The sequence below is a fragment of the Desulfovibrio psychrotolerans genome (genome assembly GCF_013340305.1).
GTDB lineage: Bacteria > Desulfobacterota > Desulfovibrionia > Desulfovibrionales > Desulfovibrionaceae > Halodesulfovibrio > Halodesulfovibrio psychrotolerans.
In genome coordinates this window covers 492,760-509,896 of sequence record NZ_BLVP01000001.1, presented here as the reverse complement: position 1 = coordinate 509,896, position 17,137 = coordinate 492,760, and the positions used below count along the sequence as shown (strand labels likewise).

The following is a 17,137-nucleotide window of genomic DNA, read 5'->3' as shown; positions in this document are numbered from 1 at the left end:
CCGCAGAAGCCGCAGAAGCCGCAGAAATCGCTATGATTGCCAGCGTTCTCGGCAGGGGTTAATCGTGGTCTTCGTGCCTGTGTTCGGTATCTCCGCCGTCATGGATGTGCACATGCACATGCGGAACATGATCCGTCTTGTGTACGCTGCCCTGACGCAGCGAAACAAAGCTGCTGCATGTGCGTTCCAGAAAATCCCAGTCGTGGGAGATGATGCAGCGCGTTACCGGCAGCGCGTTGAGCTGTTCAATAAGGTGCTCGCGGGTGTGCGGGTCCAGATCATTTGTGGGTTCGTCCAGCAGCAGCACCTGCGGCTGCATGGCGAGCACTGCCGCCAGCGCAACCATTTTCTTCTCACCGCCGGAAAGCCTGTGGGTAATGCGCTGTTCAAAGTTGCGCAGCCCCACGTTGCGCAGCGTTTCTCTGGCAATATCCCGCGCTTCGTCAGGCGTCTTGCCCAGATTCAACGGCCCGAAGGCCACGTCTTCCAGCACCGTGGGGCAGAACAGCTGATCATCCGATTGCTGGAACAGCAGCCCCACTTCCCTGCGCAGTTGCCGGAAGTCTTTTTCCGTGCGCATGGGCCGTTGCAGAAAGCGCACCTCGCCCGCGTGCGGCGTAACCAACCCCATGATGATGTGAAACAGGGTGGTCTTGCCGCTGCCATTGTGCCCCATAACTCCTATTCGCATTCCCTGTTCAATCCGCAGGGAGGCATCTTTGAGGGCGGGCGCGGATGCTCCGGGATAGGTGTAGGCAATGTCGAGCGTCTCCAGCAGGACGGAAGGATTCTGCTGCCCGCCTGACGATGTGCAGGCTGAAACGGCGGAAGGCGTATGCGTCATGATGTTCCTGAAATGGGCATGAGGGTGGAAATAAGCCGGGAGAGTCCGTACACAAGCGGGGGGAGCGAAAGCAGCACCGCAATGGCTGCATCGCCTCCGGACAACGGTGCCGGGCGCAGGGAGCGAAACGTGCCGGTGAATCCCCGCAGGCGCATGGCGTCGTTTACCCTTTCCGCCCGGTCCCAACTGCGTATCAGCACCATGGCGGCCAGATTAGCGTAGGTGCGGTAGGTATGCATGGCGGTGGAAGGAACAAAGCCCCGCACCTTTGCCGCCGTATGCAGCCGGGAGTATTCCTGTGCGATGACATGGACATAGCGCCACGTGAAGAGAAACAGCAGCGAGAGTTTGTCCGGCACACGCAGGGCGCGGAGTGCCCCGCCCATGGCAGTGATGGACGAGGTAGCCGCAAGGGCGATAAAAGAGAGCACTATGGCATTTGATTTCAGGGTGATGAGGGTGGCAAGCTGCAAACCTTCGTGCGTGGCCGTGAACGGCCCGAGGGTGGTAACGGGGGTGCCCGGTGTGGAAAAGGGCAGAAAGAGCCAGAGAAGCCCGATAAAAATATTGACCACGGCAAGGCGTTTCAGCAGGGAAAACAGGGGCAGCCTTGCCACGGCAACCAGCAGGACGGCATAGCCAAGGGCAGCGGCAGCCGCTTCGGGTGACTGTATCAGGGCGAAGACAAGGGCGCACAGGCAGGCAACGGGCAGCTTGCAGCGGGCATCCATACGGTGCAGGCGGCTGCTGCCCAGAGAGAACGGCTCGTCCAGCATGGTCGGTGCCTAGCGCGCGGTGGCGCTGAGAGGTTGCGGGGAATCCGGCGCCGCGTTGTCCGTGTTACCTGTACTGTCCGCGCGGCTCGAGTGCTTATCATGTGCTGTTTGGCCACATGCCGTTTGATCTGACGGCACTGTCGGTGCGCTTGTAATACCGTACCTGCCGGGAGCGGAGGCGAAAAACAGCACCTCCGGGCGCACCTTGGCGAGAAAGCCCACAATCCCCGCCGTTATAACCCCCTCAATGAGCATGACAGGAATGCTGGAAAGCAGCAGCACCTGCGCTACATGGAAGAAGGCATCCCCCGCAAGGGCCAGCGTGGCAGCCGTAAATACTGCAGAAAGGCCCACGGCGGTTGCGCCGCAGGCAAAAGCGGCCACAGAGCGGCGCGAAGCTGAGCCGCCCAGCATCGGGCGGAAAATATAGAAGCAGAGCACCGGAGGCAGCGCCATGTTCAGGGTGTTTGCCCCGAGCGTGGTCAGGCCGCCGAACTGGAACAGCATGGCCTGCAGGGTCAGCCCCACAAGAATGGCGGGAAAGGCGGCCCAGCCCATGATAACGCCCAGCAGCCCGTTCAGGATAAGATGGGCCGAAGTGGGCCCGATGGGCACGTGGATGAGCGAGGCTACAAAAAAGGCGGCGGCAAGAATGGCAACGGTGACGAGGTTGTCGTAATCGAGCTTTCTCAGTCCAATGGCGGTACCCGCTACAGTGAGGCAGGCGGAACCGGCAAGGATGAGCGGCGGCAGAACGCCTTCGGATATATGCATGGTGTGCTCCGTTGCTGGCGGCAGAGTGCGCAGAGCCGGAAAGGCCGGTGCGCAGCGAATGCCCTAGGATGTGCTGCATACCATCCGGAAGAGTTTTCCGTCAACGTGCCACAAAACGGAAAAAAGTGTGCGAATGCTCAATGTCGTTGCCACTCTTCGGCAGGAGTAAAAAGGCCCCGGCAGGGCGTGTGCCTTGCCGGGGCCGGTGAAGCGGAATCTCCCGTGCCTATATGAAGATGATAGACAAGAGAATGAAGCAGGGAATCAGGAACGCTACGGACCATGCCATGTAGCCGAAGAAGCTGGGCATTTTCACACCCTGATCTTCTGCGATGGAGCGGACCATAAAGTTGGGAGCGTTGCCTATGTAGGTCATGGCTCCCATGAACACCGCGCCCATGGAGATGGCAATCAGGGTTTCCACATGGTCCATAAGGTATACGGCGTCACCACCTGCGGTGTTGAAGAACACCAGGTAGGTCGGCGCATTGTCAAGGAATGCAGACAGGGAGCCGGTGAGCCAGAAGTACATATCGTTCACAGGTTCGCCGTCGCGCGTGACCAGATTGATTATGCCGGCAAGCGCGCCGCTGGTTCCCGCCTTCAGGATGGCAATAGCGGGAATCATGGAAATGAATATGCCCGCGAAGAGCTTGCCCACTTCCACAATGGGGAACCAGTTGAAGTCGTTCTTGCGACGGCTTTCCGGGTCGGTAAGCTTGAGGGAAAGCCCTGCGATGGTGAGCAGCAGAAGATCGCGCACAATGTTCTGCAGTTCCACATGCGTGTGGTAAACGTCAACATACACGCCGGGACGCCACATGCCGGAAAGCAGCACGGAGCCGACAACGCCGAGCAGGAGCAGCAGGTTAACCTTGCCTTCCATGCCGAACTTTTCGCCTGCTTCAGCACCGGCGTTCTTGGGCATGGGCTTGCCTTCCTTGCCGAACAGGATGGTGTCCATGATGAAGTAGGCAGGAAGCAGCAGGCAGAGCAGGAACATCATGGGCAGGAACATGTGAATGGTGGTCCAGAAGAAGGAAACACCCTTCAGGAAGCCCAGGAACAGCGGCGGGTCGCCCAGCGGCGTCAGGGAGCCGCCTATGTTGGCGACAAGGAAGATGAAAAACACAACGGTGTGCACCCGGTACTTGCGGTGCGCGTTGGCGCGCAGCAGGGGACGGATAAGCAGCATGGCTGCGCCGGTGGTTCCCATCCAGCTTGCCAGCAGGGTGCCTATGATCAGGATGATGGTGTTCAGCATCGGGGTGCCCACGAGCGTACCCGTGAGCCGCACGCCGCCCGCCACAGTGAACAGGGCGAACAGCAGGATGATGAACGGAATGTATTCAAGGAACAGCGTATGCAGGGTCTCATACAGCGCAAGGGAGAAACCGAACTGGATGGTAAAGGGAATGAGGAATGCAAGCGCCCAGAATGCCGAAACTTTTCCGAAATGGTGGTGCCAGAAGTGAGGGGCAGCCAGAGGAAAAATGGCGATGGAGAGCAGCATGCAGGCAAAGGGAATGACCCAGAGGGCGGAAAGTTCGCCGCCGTCCAGATGCGGTGCGTCGGCACCGGCGGCAACAGCCAGTGCGGGCAGCATGATGGCAGCCAGTGTGGCAGCAGTGACAGCCAATGATTTGATGGTACGCCAGGTAAACACCGTATCAGCCTCCTTGTTGTCTTCAGTCAACGTCCATACTCTTTCGCGATGTAGAAATGCCTTGCGACGATGACTCCGGAGAACCCCTTCAGCCGGAATACCGTCGGCCTAACCCAGTCTCAGCTTCGATGGAAGCTGGCACCTATGGTGCTGTTAAGGTGTAAAGAATTTGCATGACCTGTGTACTTCTACCCAGACGGAAGGTACTTTTCAATAGACGAAGACAGAAAAATTTAATAAAACCCGGTAGAAAGCTTATTTAATCAATGTATTCAGAATGTTGACCCGTAAAAGCGGACAAAGGGGAAAGATGTTGGTTTTTCGGTTTTATACCCCACCGCCGGGGGTGACAATTGAAGGAAACATCCGTAAAGCGAAGTTCGCGTTTTTACTGCGGTGAACCTATTAAATATGATGTATGCATCGGTGAAAAAGAATGGTGAGAGAAAGAACTACACAAAGGCTTGAAAAGCTGCGGCGCGTGCTTGCGCTCAGGCAGAAGGATCTGACGTTGGTGCTTGCCAACATCCACGACCCGCACAATGTGTCGGCCATATACAGAAGCTGTGATGCCTTTGGTGTTCCCAGGGTGCATCTGTACTATACTGACACCGCTTTTCCCACACTGGGAGCCAGTTCGTCCGCCTCTGCGCGCAAGTGGGTGGATACTGTGCGGCACAAGGATGAGCAGAGCCTGATGAAGGCTTTGCGTGCAGAGGGCATGCAGGTGCTGGCCACCAGTTGCACACCTGCCGCAAGGCCGTTGCAGGAGTATGATCTGGCGCGGCCCACGGCTGTGATCATGGGGAACGAGCATCGGGGTGTGGACTCTGAACTGGTGGGGCTTGTGGATGGCGAGGTCTACATTCCCATGTATGGCATGATCCAGAGCTTCAATGTTTCCGTTGCCGCAGCCGTCATCCTGTCGGAAGCGGCCCGCCAACGGCAGTTGGCAGGAAAGTACGATTCTCCTACCTATACGGAAGAAGAGTACAACGCCATATTGGAAAAATGGGTGGAAAAATAATACGCAGGCAACACGTTTATTTTGTGGTGTAAAACCACCTTTTTCTGCCGTACATGTTCCGTTTTTTTGTGCGCTGCATGCAGTGCGCGGAGTGTGAGCATGTGTTTTGCGTGCGTGTGCTGCGTGCTTTTTGTGCTCACCTGCACCGGCGGACAGACCTGCACCTGCCAACACCGGCAAGGCAGGCATTGCAGCCCGTTCTCTGTCAGTCCGGCAGCAGGAGAGGGCGCGGGCTGCCCGTGCTATATTCCCGCACTTACCGTCCTATAATCCTGCTCTGGCCGTGCCCGGGCCGGATTTTTCCGCTACAGAACGCCGAGATCGCGCAGCCAGTTTTCGTAGAGGCGTTGCAGGTCAGCTTCCCCTGCCTTGCGCGCCCAGTTGGCCAGTCCTGCCGCCTTTTTGATCAGCGGGCCGGGGTCTTCCAGCAGCGATGAAACGTGTTCCGCTTTGTCCACCGCCTGTTTGGCCAGAGACAGATTGCCCGCTTTGGCGGCGGTAGAGGCAAGCTGCCTGTAGTGCGGGAGCATGGGAAAGAAATTGGTCTGCAAAAGGCGCAGGCCGCTTGCCTCCGCGAATTTGCCGTGCTGTTCCAGCACGGCGGCGAGCAGGCTGTAGCCCGTATGCCAGAGCGGCTCCTTTTGCAGCATGCTCCAGCAGGCAGCGGCGTCAAAGGGGCTGGTCAGCGACTCGGTGAGCGCCTGTTCCCGTTCCGCCGGCAATACCAGATAGGATTCCAGCCACGGGGTAAGGGCCATCTCGTAGCCATCTCGCCGTCCCAGCCGGTGTACGTCAGGCCCGAAACAGCCCTTGCACCGTTCGTTGAGCAGGGCGGCGTTGGCCGGGTCATCATCTCCCCGTCCGGGGGTCTGGCTTTCCAGATGGTATATGCGGCTTTCCGCAACCACCTCCAGCCGCCTGCCCGCTTCCCGGATGCGGCAGCACAATTCAAGATCTTCAGAACCGTTGCGGTAGCCCGGAAAGAACCCCCCGCAGGCCAGAAACAGTTCTTTTGTCACCATGAACGCCGCACCTGTAATGGCCTGCAAGGTGCGCTTGGCGTGTACGGCGGGGTGGCTGGCGGGAAAATTCGCGTAGAGGTGTTCCGTGCGCAGCGACGGGGTGAACGCTATGCCGCAATGCTGCACCCTGTCAGAATCAGGATAAAGGAGCAGCGGGCCTGCCGCGCCCGTCCGGGCGTCGGAGGACATGGCTTTGAGCAGCGGCGGCAGCCAGTTCTCCGTGAGCAGGGTGTCATTGTTCAGGAAAAAGAGCATCGGGCTGCGTGCCGCCTTCGCCCCCGCGTTGCAGGCGGGGCCGAATCCTTCGTTCCGCAAAAGGCGCAGGCGCAGGAACCGTTCTCCGAAAAGGCTTTCGCCCAGCGGTTGCAGCGCGGTGGCGGTGGTATCTTCCGAGTGGTTGTCCACCACGATCACATCGAAAAAATTGCCGGGCGTGTGCGCGCGCAGGCTGCGCAGGCAGGCCTCTGTGAGATCCCAGCGGTTCCATACGGGTATGATGATGCTGAGGCGGGTGCTTGTGTGTTCGGGCATGGGGCTCATTGACCGAGCAGCCTGTGCAGGCTGTCCGTTTTTTGTTTCAGGTCGTCACGGGCCATAAGGCGGGCGGATTCACGCAGGCGGTCTACTTCCTTGCCCTGGTGGATGAATTCCAATTTGATTTTGTTGCCCAGCACCCTGCCGCGCTGTTCTCTGGTCGCGGCCTGCCGGAGGCTGGAGTGCTGCATGTGGCCTATGCGGACATTGCCGTTGTATACGCAGGGAAAATCCTTGCTGAAAGCCCGCATGTCGCGCTCCAGATCATCGAACTGGCTGGGGGTGAAGCGGACGTCAAACCCGCCGCAGGCTTCCACGCTGCGCATGTTCACCAGATGGCAGCACCCGGAGACATGCAGGCAGGGGCGTATATAGCGCGCAAGGTCCGGTTCGCACAAGCCTGCGGCGTTGGCATGAATGTATGTCTGTTCAGCCAGATCCGAGAAGCTTCGCTGGCCAAAGTCCATCGGCAGCAGGAAGAAGTCGGCGCACTGAATGCGGTTTGGCGGTGTGTGGTCTGTAATGGTGCCGCCCACCGCTCCCGCATGCGGATGGGCGCAGGCGGTGCTCCAGAGCAGGCGCAGCCAGTCCGCAGGCAGCACAAGGTCGTCATCCAGAAATGCCGTCCACGGGCGGGCCTTGATTTCCGGGAGCGAGAGCAGCCAGTTGCGTGCGGCGGGTGCGCCTATATTCACGGGCAGGGCAATACGCCGGAAAAGATGCCCGGGCCATTGCTGCTGCATGGCGTCCAGCACGGCGGTGGTGTGGTCGGTGGAACCGTTGTCCAGAACAAAGACGGGGCACCCGCCTGTCTCGGAGGCGCGCAGGCTCTCCAGCGTCTGCCGCAGTTCTTCCGCCTTGTTCCACGAATACAGGGCAATGGCCGGCGCGCTTTCTCCGTCAGGCAGGGCGGTTTCGGGCTGCGGAAAAAGCAGGTCATAAAGATGCAGGCTGAGGTTGGGGTGAAACCCCAAGCGCATCCACAGGCTTGTATACAGCGAAACTGCGCCGTCCATATCGCCGAGCGTACGCATAAGATATGCCGTCTGCCTGTCGCGCCACAAAGAGAAGGCCGGGTGCTCCACCTGCCGGACCGCTGCGAGTGCCTCTTCCGGCGGCAGCGAGAACAGAGAGCACTCCGCCAGAAGCCGGGCGGTCAGTGGCTCTCTTCCGGGAAGGTCCGGGGGAAGGGCGGCGACTGTTTCGCGGGCCAGATCAAACTGTCCCAGTGCCAGTGCCCGGTAAAAGAGGGCACCCAACCGGAACAGCATGTGCTCTTCCATCGTTCGTGCGGTTCTGAGCGCGGCGGGCAGATCGTCTGCGTCGAAGGTTTCCGTCCAGCCGTCGTGACCGGGGTTGCCGGCTGGCGGCCGGGATGCCAGCCTCAGCCATGTCTCCACGGGCAGTTTGTGCAGCAGAGCTTCCAGCGGCGGATGGTTGCAGGCGAGCCAGAGCAGGTTTTCATCCAGCGGCGTATCCTGCAGGGCCCACAGGCCCAGTTCGGTCACAAACCGTCCGAACACGGGTTGGTGCTCTGTGTCGGCGTGAACTGCTTCCAGCGCAAGGGAGATATGCCGCCATGCGTTGTCGTGGCCCAGTGCGCCCAGTTTGAGTGTCGGCACGGCATCAAACAGAATGTCCAGTTGCGCGGTGGTAAAGGCGTGGTTCATGGAGTGTCCGTTGGCTATGGGACGCCGGAGGCTGGCCGGGAACCCCCTTGCCCTGTTGGGTATTGATTCCGGGGCGGAACCAAGGCACACTGCGGAAGCTGAATCCTCTGCGAACTTTGAAGGGGACCGAACGGGATGTCAACCCTGAAACCGAGGAACTGTCCGTGATCATTGACTGGAAGGGACTGGTGCCTGAGTTGTCGCGCCCGCTGCTCAAGGGCGGTGTGGGAAAGGTGCATCTGCTGGGTATGGCGGATACCGCGCTGGGGCTTGCGGGCAAGGGCGGACCCCGCGCCGCCTTTCATGCCGGGCTGGGGTCCGACATGCTCCTTGCCGCATGGGAGCAGGATTGTCTGGACGGCGACACGGCAGGGCAACTGCTTGCCCTGCATGGAGTGCGTCCCCTGCTTGCGCCGCAGGTGCGCCCTGTTGTCGCCGCCGTGCAGGCGGGATGGCGGCGTCCTGATAATCCGGCCTACCTGAACAGATTACTGCAGAAGCGGGAAACGGAAAAGACGTTCCGCTTCCTCGAGCAGCAGAAGCTGAAGGAACCGGAATCCCTGTTCTGGACGGCGCAGGCGCTGATGGTGGGGTTCTACGAAGGACAGTACGACCGTGTGGACTCATGGGTCCGTGCGGACGGAGCATTGCCGCGTCCGCTGGCGGAACGCGTGCTGGGCGATACGGCCTTTGCGCGCGGCAGATATGCCGATGCGGCACTGCACTGGGAGCGGGCATTGGCCGAACTTCCGCTGCCCTTCATGCGGGCGCGTCTGGCAGAGGCGTTATACCGGGCGGGTGACGCCGTGCAGGCAGTGCGGCTTTGGCAGGAAGTGGCGCACGCACGTCCTTGGTGCGTGAATACGCTGCTCCGCCTGCATGACGTGCGCACCGGGCTGGACAAAGATGTGCGCCTGCCGGAAGGACACGGCGCGGCCCTGCTGTATACATGGAACAAGGCGGACTGCCTTGACAGGGCGCTGGAGTCAATCGCCGCCAGCCAGATGGGATCGAATAGTGTGGTGGTGCTGGATAACGGCTCAGTGGATGCCACGCCGCAGGTGCTGCGCGCATGGCGCGAACGCATGGGGCGTGACCGCATGCAGATCATCTCGCTGCCGCTGAACGTGGGCGCGCCTGCGGCCCGGAATTGGCTCATGCAGGCGCGTGAGCTTGCGGATTGTCGCTGGGTGGCGTATCTGGACGACGACGCCATGCTTCCCCCCGACTGGCTTGGCCGTTTCGGGGCTGCCATGAACGCCTATCCCGATGCGCTGGCATGGGGATGCAAGGTTGTGGACCATGATAATCCCATGGTTCTGCAGGCCGTGGACCTGCACCTGAATGAAGGCGGCGAGGTGCTGCCCGCCCCGGAGCGGATGGAGCCGTATCAGCGCCGGTTCAGCGTTTCCGACATTCACCATCAGGAACTGGATTTCGGCTGGTTCGACTACATGCGCCCCTGCGCCTCCGTCACCGGATGCACCCACATGTATCTGCGGGAGACGCTGCTGGAGCACGGCGGGTTTGACCTGCGATTTTCACCCACGCAGTATGATGATCTGGAGCACGACCTGCGGGGCGTGCTGCACGGGCGTCTGCCCGTGTACACGGGGCATCTGCGCGTTACCCACATGAAGCGTACAGGCAAAACCGCCCACTCGGACAGCGGGGAGTTCGGCAACGCCTACGCCAACATGTACAAACTGCAAATGAAATACACGGCCTCTGAGTACGAGACCATGCGCTGCAACGATGAAGCGGCGGCTCAGGCGGATATCATCGCCAAGCTGTCGGCACCTGCGGCGTAGCGGAAGAACTTTGGGCCGGAACGGACATATCATGAGTGTTTTCGAAATATCGCGTCCCGTGCTGGCAACGTGTCCCCGTGGGGCTGCCCCTTTCCTTGCGCAGGAACTTGCAGCCCTCGGCTTTCCTGTAGGAGCCGAGCATACGGCCGGTGTGGAAACACAGGCCACGCTGCGGCAGTGCATGCGGCTTAACCTGCACCTGCGTACCGCAAACAGAATCCAGTACGTCCTTAAAAGCTTCCGGGCGTTGGACGCGGAAGAGATGTACCGGCAGGTGCGGGATATTCCGTGGGAAGACTACATCGCGCCGGACGGATACCTCACCGTGGATTCCTACGTCACCGGCAACGACAGCATGCGCGATACCCGCTTTGCCAACGTCCGGGTAAAGGACGCCGTTGTGGACCGATTGCGCGGGCTTTCCGGTGTACGGCCAGATTCCGGCCCGGACGCCACGGGCACGGTGCTTTTTCTGCATTGGGTGGGCGACAGCTGCACCCTGTATCTGGATACTTCGGGTGAGCCGCTGAACAGGCGGGGCTACCGCAAACTGCCGTGCAAGGCCCCCATGCAGGAAACGCTGGCTGCAGCCGTTATTCTGGCTTCCGGCTGGCGGGGCACCACCCATTTCGTGAACCCCATGTGCGGCAGCGGAACCCTTGCCGTGGAGGCTGCGCTTATAGCCCTGAACAGCGCGCCGGGGCTTATGCGCGAAAATTTCGGGTTCATGCACGTGCCCGGCTATGACCCTGCGGAATGGGATGCCCTGCTGGACGAGGCGGAAGCTGCGGAAACAGGCGGCGATCTGCCCATCCGCATTATCGCCACAGACATAGACCGGCCCACGGCAGAGGCAGCCTACCGCAATGCCAAGGCTGCGGGCGTGGAACGGTATATCGAGCTGGGAACCGGAGACTATTCGGAAGTGCCCGTGCCGGAACTGTCCGCTGCGGACGGGCCGGGCATGGTTATCATGAACCCGCCCTACGGCGAGCGGCTGGGAGACAGGGAGCAGCTGGGAGCCCTGTACACGGGCATGGGGGATTTTTTCAAGAACCGCTGCCGGGGATATATGGGCTACGTGTTCACAGGCAATCCGGAACTGGCCAAGCAGGTGGGGCTGCGCACCAAGCGCAGGCTGCCGTTTCATACCGCCAAGATTGAATGCCGCCTGCTGGAGTACGAACTGTATGAGGGAACCCGCAAGGCAAAACGTGATGCGGAAGGAGCAGAGGAGCAGGCATAGTCAGGCGGGGCGGGGGCTTGCGAAGGCCGCATGTAAGTGCTGCCTTACTTGACAGATTGCGCACAACTGGGCAAATGACGCAGCAACGAAGGCGCACCTTCCCCGTGCGCAGAAATGGTTTGTGCTGTGCAGGCAATAGCCTTTGCGCGCCTGTCGTGTGTACGCCGCGAGCCCGCCGCGAGCCTGTTGCGCGAATACCGTTCTGGTTGCGCCACTATAGGGTGCGGCACAACGCCTTTGTATGTAAAGAAGTGCAAAGAAATCCTTATTACTGCATGGCGCCGCAGAAACTATGCGCACATGCGTTGTCCATCATCTTCCGGCGCGTGATGATACGCCGGAAACAACCGGGTCTGAACAAGGCAGGATTGCGTGTCCAAAGCTGAACGCTACAAGAAGATGTTTCCCGTCTCGTGGGAGCAGTTGCACCGGGACGCCAAGGCTCTGGCATGGCGGCTGCTGGAAAAAGGCCCGTTCAAGGGCATTGTGGCCATAACCCGGGGCGGGCTGGTCCCTGCGGCGGTGCTTGCCCGTGAATTAGAAGTGCACCTCATAGAAACGGTGTGCATTTCCAGCTATAACTGGAAGGATCAGGACGAGTTGCGGGTGCTCAAGCATGTGGATGGCGACGGCGAAGGCTGGCTTATCGTGGATGACCTTGTGGATACGGGCACCACGGCCAAAGTGGTGCGCGACATGATGCCCAAGGCGCATTTTGCCACCGTGTACGCCAAGCCAAAGGGCAGGCCCATGGTCGATACCTTCATCACCGAAGTCAGTCAGGATACGTGGATTCTCTTCCCGTGGGATTCGGAGGTGCGCTTTGTGGCACCTATTGTCAATTTGGCTGAAGAAGGGTAATTTTTCTTTTTTCCGAAGTGGCTCTGTGTGTCAGGCGTGAACCGGAGAAAGCCCGCGCCGCGTGTGCTGCGTGGGTTGCCGGGATGAGCTGAATTTTTGTTCTGGAGGAACACGATGCGTATACGTTTTGCTGCGCTGTTGATGGTACTGCTGCTGGGCGTGTTCGGCCTGGCTGGTTGCGGCTCCGAGGAAAAGAAGCCTGCGGCGGAAGCCCCCAAGGCTGAAGAGACCGCAAAGCCTGCGGAACAGGCCGCAGCCTCTGCTGAAGTGAAGCCCATGCAGGTTGGCTTTGTCTACGTTTCCCCCATCGGGGACGCAGGCTACTCCTATGCCCACGATATGGGCCGTCAGGCTGTTGCCGCCATGGAAGGCGTGACCACCTCGTATGTGGAATCCGTTCCGGAAGGTGCTGATTCCGAGCGCGTGATCATGAACATGGCCCGCAAGAACTTCGATATCATCTTCACCACCAGCTACGGGTACATGGACCCCACCCTCAAGGTGGCTGGCGAGTTCCCCAATCTTACCTTCCTGCACTGCTCCGGCTACAAGACCGCCGAGAACATGTCTGCCTACTTCGGCCGTATCTATCAGGCCCGTTACCTTACCGGCATGGTCGCAGGCAAGATGACCAAGTCCAACATCCTCGGCTATGCCGCCGCCTTCCCCATTCCTGAAGTCATTCGCGGAATCAACGCCTTCACGCTGGGTGCCCGTGCCGTGAACCCCGACGTGAAGGTGCACGTGGTGTGGACCAAGACCTGGTACGACCCGGCCACCGAAAAGGAAGCCGCCAAGTCGCTGCTGGATATCGGTGCCGACGTGATCGCCCAGCATCAGGATTCCCCCGCCCCGCAGGAAGCCGCACAGGAACGCGGTGCTTACTCCGTGGGCTATAACACCGACATGACTGCCTTCGCTCCCAAGTCGCACCTCACCGCCGCCGTATGGAACTGGGCTCCCTTCTACACCACCGTGGTGGACAAGGTGCGCAAGGGCGAGTGGAAGTCCGATCATTACTGGTGGGGCCTTGCAGAAGGTATCGTTGACATCGCCCCCTACGGCGAAATGGTGCCCGAAGAGGTCCGCGCCCTTGTTGACGCACGCAAGGCTGAAATCAAGAGCGGCGCGTACAAGGTATTCACCGGTCCCATCAACGACCAGTCCGGCAAGGAACGCATCGCCGCAGGCGAAGTGGCTCCCGACGACGTGCTTCTGGGCATGACCTGGTTCGTGGAAGGTGTTGTCGGCTCCAACGAATAGCGTACGCCATTGTCAGGGGTACTGGAGACCTCCGTTTCATGCTAGGATTCAGGATAGCAAAAAGACAGGAGCCCCTTCGGTGGGGCTCCTTTTTTATTTTTTTCGCGGCACTGGCCCTTTCGCTGGGCATCAGTTGCATGCTGCTTGCCATTCAGGGCAAGCCGTTCATGCGCGCCCTGTTCATGCTGTGGGACGGCGCGTTCGCCCACGACTACGCGCTGGAAGATACCGCCCTCAAGAGCATACCCATTTTCCTGTGTTCGCTGGGCGTTGCGGTGTGCTTTCGCATGCAGGTCTGGAACATCGGGGCAGAAGGGCAGTTCGCGCTGGGTGCCATAGGGGCCACGTGGGCCGTGCTTTCGTTCCCCAACCTGCCGGCGTGGGCGCTCATGCCGTTCATGTTTTTCTGTGCCGCCGTGGCCGGGGGGCTGTGGGCCGCCGTGCCTGCCTTTTTGCGGCTGCGGATGGGCCTTAACGAGATCATTTCCACGCTTATGTTCAACTACATAGGCATACTGCTCATGGAATATCTCGTCTACGGCGTGTGGAAAGACCCCGCCAGCTTCGGCTTTCCCATGACAGTCATCTTTCCGGATGCCGCCATCATAGGCTCCCTGTTCGGGCGCATCCACTGGGGGGCGGCTGTGTGCGCGGTGGTGGCAACCCTGCTTTCCGTGTTCCTGCGCAGAACCCGGCTGGGCTTCGAGCTTATGGCAGGCGGAGAAAACCCCCGTGCTGCCCGGTATGCGCGTATGCCTTACGGGTTTCTGGTCATGCTGGTCATGGTGGTGTGCGGCGCGCTTGCGGGCTGGGCCGGTCTCATAGAAACCTCCGCCACGCTGAACCGTCTGCAACCCAATGTGCTTGCGGGATACGGCTACACCGCCATAGTGGTGGCGTGGCTTGCACGGCTGCGCATTGTTTCCATCGCCATGTATTCCATCCTGCTCGCCGGTCTGCGCGTGGGGGTGGAGAACCTGCAACTGGAATTGCAGGTGCCTGCGGCGTTTGCGGGAATAATGCAGGGGCTTCTGCTCATTACGGTTCTGGCCGGCCAGTTCTTCATCTGGTATGAAATTCAGCGGGTTCCCGGCGCAGAAACCTCCGGGAAGGGGAAGAAAGGCGCATCGTCCACGGACGGGAGCGCCGACGGGGGAGAGCGGTCATGAGTCTTGAGCTTGTCATTCCCATTCTGGCGGCGGCCATTCAGTCCGGCACGCCCATCCTGTATGCCACCCTTGGCGAGATGCTCACGGAACGTTCCGGCGTGCTCAATCTGGGTGTGGAAGGCATGATGATCTTCGGAGCCTTCGGGGCCTTCCTCTTCACGTATTTTTCCGGCAACCCGTGGCTCGGGCTGTTCATGGCGGGCTTTTTCGCCGGTATGCTCGGGCTTGTCCACGGGGTGGTCTGTCAGGTATTTCAGGGCAATCAGGTGGTCTCCGGCCTTGCCCTGACCATTTTGGGCGTGGGTCTGGCGGACTATCTGGGCACGCCGTATGTCGGCGTTGCCACGCAGGGCTTTTATCCCTTCGACTTTCCCGTCCTTTCCGCCATTCCGCTGATCGGCCCTGTGTTTTTCCGGCAGGATGCGCTGGTCTACATCTCCTACCTGCTGCCGCTGCTGTTCTGGTTTTTCATGAACCGCACCCGGTGGGGGCTGGCTGTTGCCGCTGCGGGAGAAAACCCCGCCGCCTGCGCCGCCGCCGGGCTCAGCCCCCGCCTCATGCGCTGGATGGGCGTATTCTGGGGCGGTTTTCTGGTGGGGCTGGGCGGAGCTTATATGTCGCTGGCCTACACGCATCTCTGGACCAACAACATGACCGGCGGGCGCGGATGGATAGCGGTCGCGCTGGTCATCTTCGCTTTCTGGCGTCCGGGCCGGGCCGTGTTCGGGGCGTATCTCTTCGGGGGGATTATGGCCTTCCAGATGCGTCTGCAGGCCATGGGGGCCACGTTACCCTCATCGCTGCTGCTCATGCTGCCGTATGCGCTGACCATTGTAGTGCTGCTGTTCTCCTCTTCCAGAGGTAAGGGCAGGGCGGCACCGGCGGCCTTGGGCGTGAACATAGAGCCGGGAGAATAGGCACATGCAGGAACGCACCGTCACCAACAAACGCGAAAACCGCAACGCATTCGTCCATCTTCCGCCGCTGGTCCGGCTGGAAGGCATCTGCAAATCCTTCGGCCGCGTGCGCGCCAACCACGATATATCGCTGGATATCCGCCCCGGCATGATCAAGGCCCTGCTGGGCGAGAACGGGGCGGGCAAGTCCACGCTCATGTCCATCCTGTCCGGCAGGTTCGCCCAGACCAGCGGCACCATCTATGTGGATGAAAAGCCTGTACGGTTCGGGTCGCCGAGAGACGCCATCCATGCGGGAATAGGCATGGTCTACCAGCACTTCATGCTGGTGGAATCCATGACAGTGGCCCAGAACGTGCTGCTGGGGCAGGAGAATAGCTGGCGTATCTCCCCCCGTGCCATGGAAGCGGAGGTCGCCGCCCTTTCCGGTCGTTACGGGTTGCCCATAGACCCTGCCGCGCGCGTGTGCGACCTTTCCATGGGCGAGAAGCAGCGGGTGGAGATCCTCAAGCTGCTCTACCGCGACAGCCGCATCCTCATTCTGGATGAGCCTACAGCCGTACTCACCCCGGCAGAGACAGACCAGCTTTTCGAAGCCATGTGGCGCATGGCTGATCAGGGCAAGTCCATCGTCTTCATTTCCCATAAGCTCACCGAGGTGCTGACCGTGGCGGACGAAATCGCCATCCTGCGCCGGGGAGAGATTGTGGATGAATTCCACGAAAGCGACGTGCCTAACGAAACCGTGCTTGCCAACCGCATGGTGGGACGTGACGTGGTGCTCGCCGTGGAGGCGGAACCCGTCACCCCCGGCAATGTGGTGCTCGATATCGTCAACCTTTCCGGTGACGGGCTGGAATCCCTGAGCCTCACCGTGCGCAAGGGCGAGGTGCTCGCCATCGCCGGGGTTGCCGGTAACGGGCAGAAGGAACTGGTAGAGGTGGTCTGCGGACTGCGCAAGCCTGTAAGCGGCAGGGTGGAAATTCTGGGGCTGGAGTGGCACAGGTTCTATCCCCGTCCGCCGCGCAAGGGCAAGTCTCTGGCCTACATCCCGGAAGACAGGCAGGGGCTTGCAACATGCAAGTATCTGAATCTGGTAGATAATTTCCTGCTCACCACGCGGCACGCCTTTACCAACGGGCCTTTCCTGAACCGCAAGGCCGCGGCGGAAACCACGGTGCGCATCATAGACGAATACAACGTGCAGCCCGGACACATCGACGGCACGGCCCGTTCGCTTTCCGGCGGCAATTTGCAGAAACTGGTCATCGGGCGCGAGTTTTTCCGCGAACCGGACATCATCGTGGCAGAAAACCCCACACAGGGGCTGGATATTGCCGCCACGGAAGAGGTGTGGCAGCGCCTGCTGGAGGCGCGTAAACGGGCGGGCATTCTGCTCATCACCTCGGAACTGAACGAGGCCCTGCAACTGGCGGATTACATCGCCGTTATGTACAGGGGGCGGTTCATGGGGCTGTTCCATAAGTCCGATACCGCCAAGGTGGAGGCCATTGGGCTGATGATGGCGGGGGTGGCGTCTCCGGCTGCCTGAATTGC

The 17,137-nt window shown here is 60.4% G+C and carries 13 protein-coding genes and 1 pseudogene; 8 read left to right on the top strand and 6 right to left on the bottom strand.

The annotated features are described in order from the left end of the window. Positions 1 to 58: 58 nt before the first annotated feature. The 4 genes and pseudogenes from HUV26_RS02240 to HUV26_RS02225 all read right to left on the bottom strand — a co-directional run bounded on the left by HUV26_RS02240 (position 59) and on the right by HUV26_RS02225 (position 4,000). Entirely contained in the window at positions 59 to 844 is a 786-nt protein-coding gene (locus HUV26_RS02240) for an energy-coupling factor ABC transporter ATP-binding protein (protein WP_174408446.1), read from the bottom strand. Further along, positions 841 to 1,620, bottom strand: coding sequence for a cobalt ECF transporter T component CbiQ (cbiQ, locus tag HUV26_RS02235; protein WP_174408445.1), 780 nt, complete (start codon positions 1,618 to 1,620; stop codon positions 841 to 843). The genes HUV26_RS02240 and cbiQ overlap by 4 nt, the downstream gene beginning before the upstream one ends. 174 nt (positions 1,621 to 1,794) lie before the next feature. Next, a pseudogene (gene cbiM, locus HUV26_RS02230) lies at positions 1,795 to 2,394 on the bottom strand (cobalt transporter CbiM); the annotation flags it as partial. A gap of 226 nt (positions 2,395 to 2,620) precedes the next feature. Continuing rightward, positions 2,621 to 4,000 (bottom strand): sodium:proton antiporter, encoded by a 1,380-nt coding sequence (locus HUV26_RS02225; RefSeq protein WP_174408608.1) that lies wholly within the window; start codon positions 3,998 to 4,000, stop codon positions 2,621 to 2,623. A 496-nt stretch (positions 4,001 to 4,496) separates the two neighbouring features. On the opposite strand from HUV26_RS02225, the gene HUV26_RS02220 reads away from it, so the two are divergent. Then, the gene (locus HUV26_RS02220; protein ID WP_174408443.1) at positions 4,497 to 5,087 is read left to right on the top strand and encodes a TrmH family RNA methyltransferase; all 591 of its coding nucleotides are present in this window, start codon (positions 4,497 to 4,499) and stop codon (positions 5,085 to 5,087) included. Positions 5,088 to 5,392: 305 nt separating this feature from the next. Here the strand turns inward: HUV26_RS02220 and HUV26_RS02215 are convergent, their stop codons facing one another. Together HUV26_RS02215 and HUV26_RS02210 are read right to left on the bottom strand one after the other, a co-directional pair. Further along, positions 5,393 to 6,640: a glycosyltransferase family 2 protein gene (locus tag HUV26_RS02215; RefSeq protein ID WP_174408442.1), complete on the bottom strand. Its 1,248-nt coding sequence runs from the start codon at positions 6,638 to 6,640 to the stop codon at positions 5,393 to 5,395. Positions 6,641 to 6,645: 5 nt separating this feature from the next. After that, positions 6,646 to 8,313: a glycosyltransferase family 2 protein gene (locus tag HUV26_RS02210; protein ID WP_174408441.1), complete on the bottom strand. Its 1,668-nt coding sequence runs from the start codon at positions 8,311 to 8,313 to the stop codon at positions 6,646 to 6,648. Between the two features lie 164 nt (positions 8,314 to 8,477). On the opposite strand from HUV26_RS02210, the gene HUV26_RS02205 reads away from it, so the two are divergent. The 7 genes from HUV26_RS02205 to HUV26_RS02175 all read left to right on the top strand — a co-directional run bounded on the left by HUV26_RS02205 (position 8,478) and on the right by HUV26_RS02175 (position 17,132). Next, positions 8,478 to 10,124 (top strand): glycosyltransferase, encoded by a 1,647-nt coding sequence (locus HUV26_RS02205; RefSeq protein ID WP_243451223.1) that lies wholly within the window; start codon positions 8,478 to 8,480, stop codon positions 10,122 to 10,124. A gap of 31 nt (positions 10,125 to 10,155) precedes the next feature. Beyond that, positions 10,156 to 11,370 (top strand): THUMP domain-containing class I SAM-dependent RNA methyltransferase, encoded by a 1,215-nt coding sequence (locus HUV26_RS02200; RefSeq protein WP_174408440.1) that lies wholly within the window; start codon positions 10,156 to 10,158, stop codon positions 11,368 to 11,370. Positions 11,371 to 11,742: 372 nt separating this feature from the next. Continuing rightward, entirely contained in the window at positions 11,743 to 12,231 is a 489-nt protein-coding gene (gpt, locus tag HUV26_RS02195; protein ID WP_174408439.1) for a xanthine phosphoribosyltransferase, read from the top strand. Positions 12,232 to 12,345: 114 nt separating this feature from the next. Further along, a complete protein-coding gene (locus tag HUV26_RS02190) occupies positions 12,346 to 13,494 on the top strand; it encodes a BMP family ABC transporter substrate-binding protein (RefSeq protein WP_174408438.1) in 1,149 nt (382 codons plus the stop codon). Between the two features lie 38 nt (positions 13,495 to 13,532). Beyond that, positions 13,533 to 14,663 carry an ABC transporter permease gene (locus HUV26_RS02185; protein WP_174408437.1) on the top strand — a complete coding sequence of 377 codons (1,131 nt, stop codon included), beginning with the start codon at positions 13,533 to 13,535 and terminating at the stop codon, positions 14,661 to 14,663. Continuing rightward, the gene (locus HUV26_RS02180) at positions 14,660 to 15,580 is read left to right on the top strand and encodes an ABC transporter permease (RefSeq protein ID WP_174408436.1); all 921 of its coding nucleotides are present in this window, start codon (positions 14,660 to 14,662) and stop codon (positions 15,578 to 15,580) included. Before HUV26_RS02185 ends, HUV26_RS02180 begins: the two co-directional genes overlap by 4 nt. Positions 15,581 to 15,584: 4 nt before the next feature. Next, positions 15,585 to 17,132, top strand: a complete 1,548-nt coding sequence (locus HUV26_RS02175) for an ABC transporter ATP-binding protein (RefSeq protein ID WP_174408435.1) — start codon at positions 15,585 to 15,587, stop codon at positions 17,130 to 17,132. Positions 17,133 to 17,137 lie beyond the last annotated feature (5 nt).

Excerpts from the sequence above, each read along its gene's own strand:
- HUV26_RS02240 (WP_174408446.1), bottom strand. The coding sequence starts at position 844 with ATGACGCATACGCCTTCCGCCGTTTCAGCCTGCACATCGTCAGGCGGG.
- cbiQ (WP_174408445.1), bottom strand. The coding sequence starts at position 1,620 with ATGCTGGACGAGCCGTTCTCTCTGGGCAGCAGCCGCCTGCACCGTATG.
- HUV26_RS02225 (WP_174408608.1), bottom strand. The coding sequence starts at position 4,000 with ATGCTGCCCGCACTGGCTGTTGCCGCCGGTGCCGACGCACCGCATCTG.
- HUV26_RS02220 (WP_174408443.1), top strand. The coding sequence starts at position 4,497 with ATGGTGAGAGAAAGAACTACACAAAGGCTTGAAAAGCTGCGGCGCGTG.
- HUV26_RS02215 (WP_174408442.1), bottom strand. The coding sequence starts at position 6,640 with ATGCCCGAACACACAAGCACCCGCCTCAGCATCATCATACCCGTATGG.
- HUV26_RS02210 (WP_174408441.1), bottom strand. The coding sequence starts at position 8,313 with ATGAACCACGCCTTTACCACCGCGCAACTGGACATTCTGTTTGATGCC.
- HUV26_RS02200 (WP_174408440.1), top strand. The coding sequence starts at position 10,156 with ATGAGTGTTTTCGAAATATCGCGTCCCGTGCTGGCAACGTGTCCCCGT.
- HUV26_RS02190 (WP_174408438.1), top strand. The coding sequence starts at position 12,346 with ATGCGTATACGTTTTGCTGCGCTGTTGATGGTACTGCTGCTGGGCGTG.
- HUV26_RS02185 (WP_174408437.1), top strand. The coding sequence starts at position 13,533 with ATGCTAGGATTCAGGATAGCAAAAAGACAGGAGCCCCTTCGGTGGGGC.
- HUV26_RS02180 (WP_174408436.1), top strand. The coding sequence starts at position 14,660 with ATGAGTCTTGAGCTTGTCATTCCCATTCTGGCGGCGGCCATTCAGTCC.
- HUV26_RS02175 (WP_174408435.1), top strand. The coding sequence starts at position 15,585 with ATGCAGGAACGCACCGTCACCAACAAACGCGAAAACCGCAACGCATTC.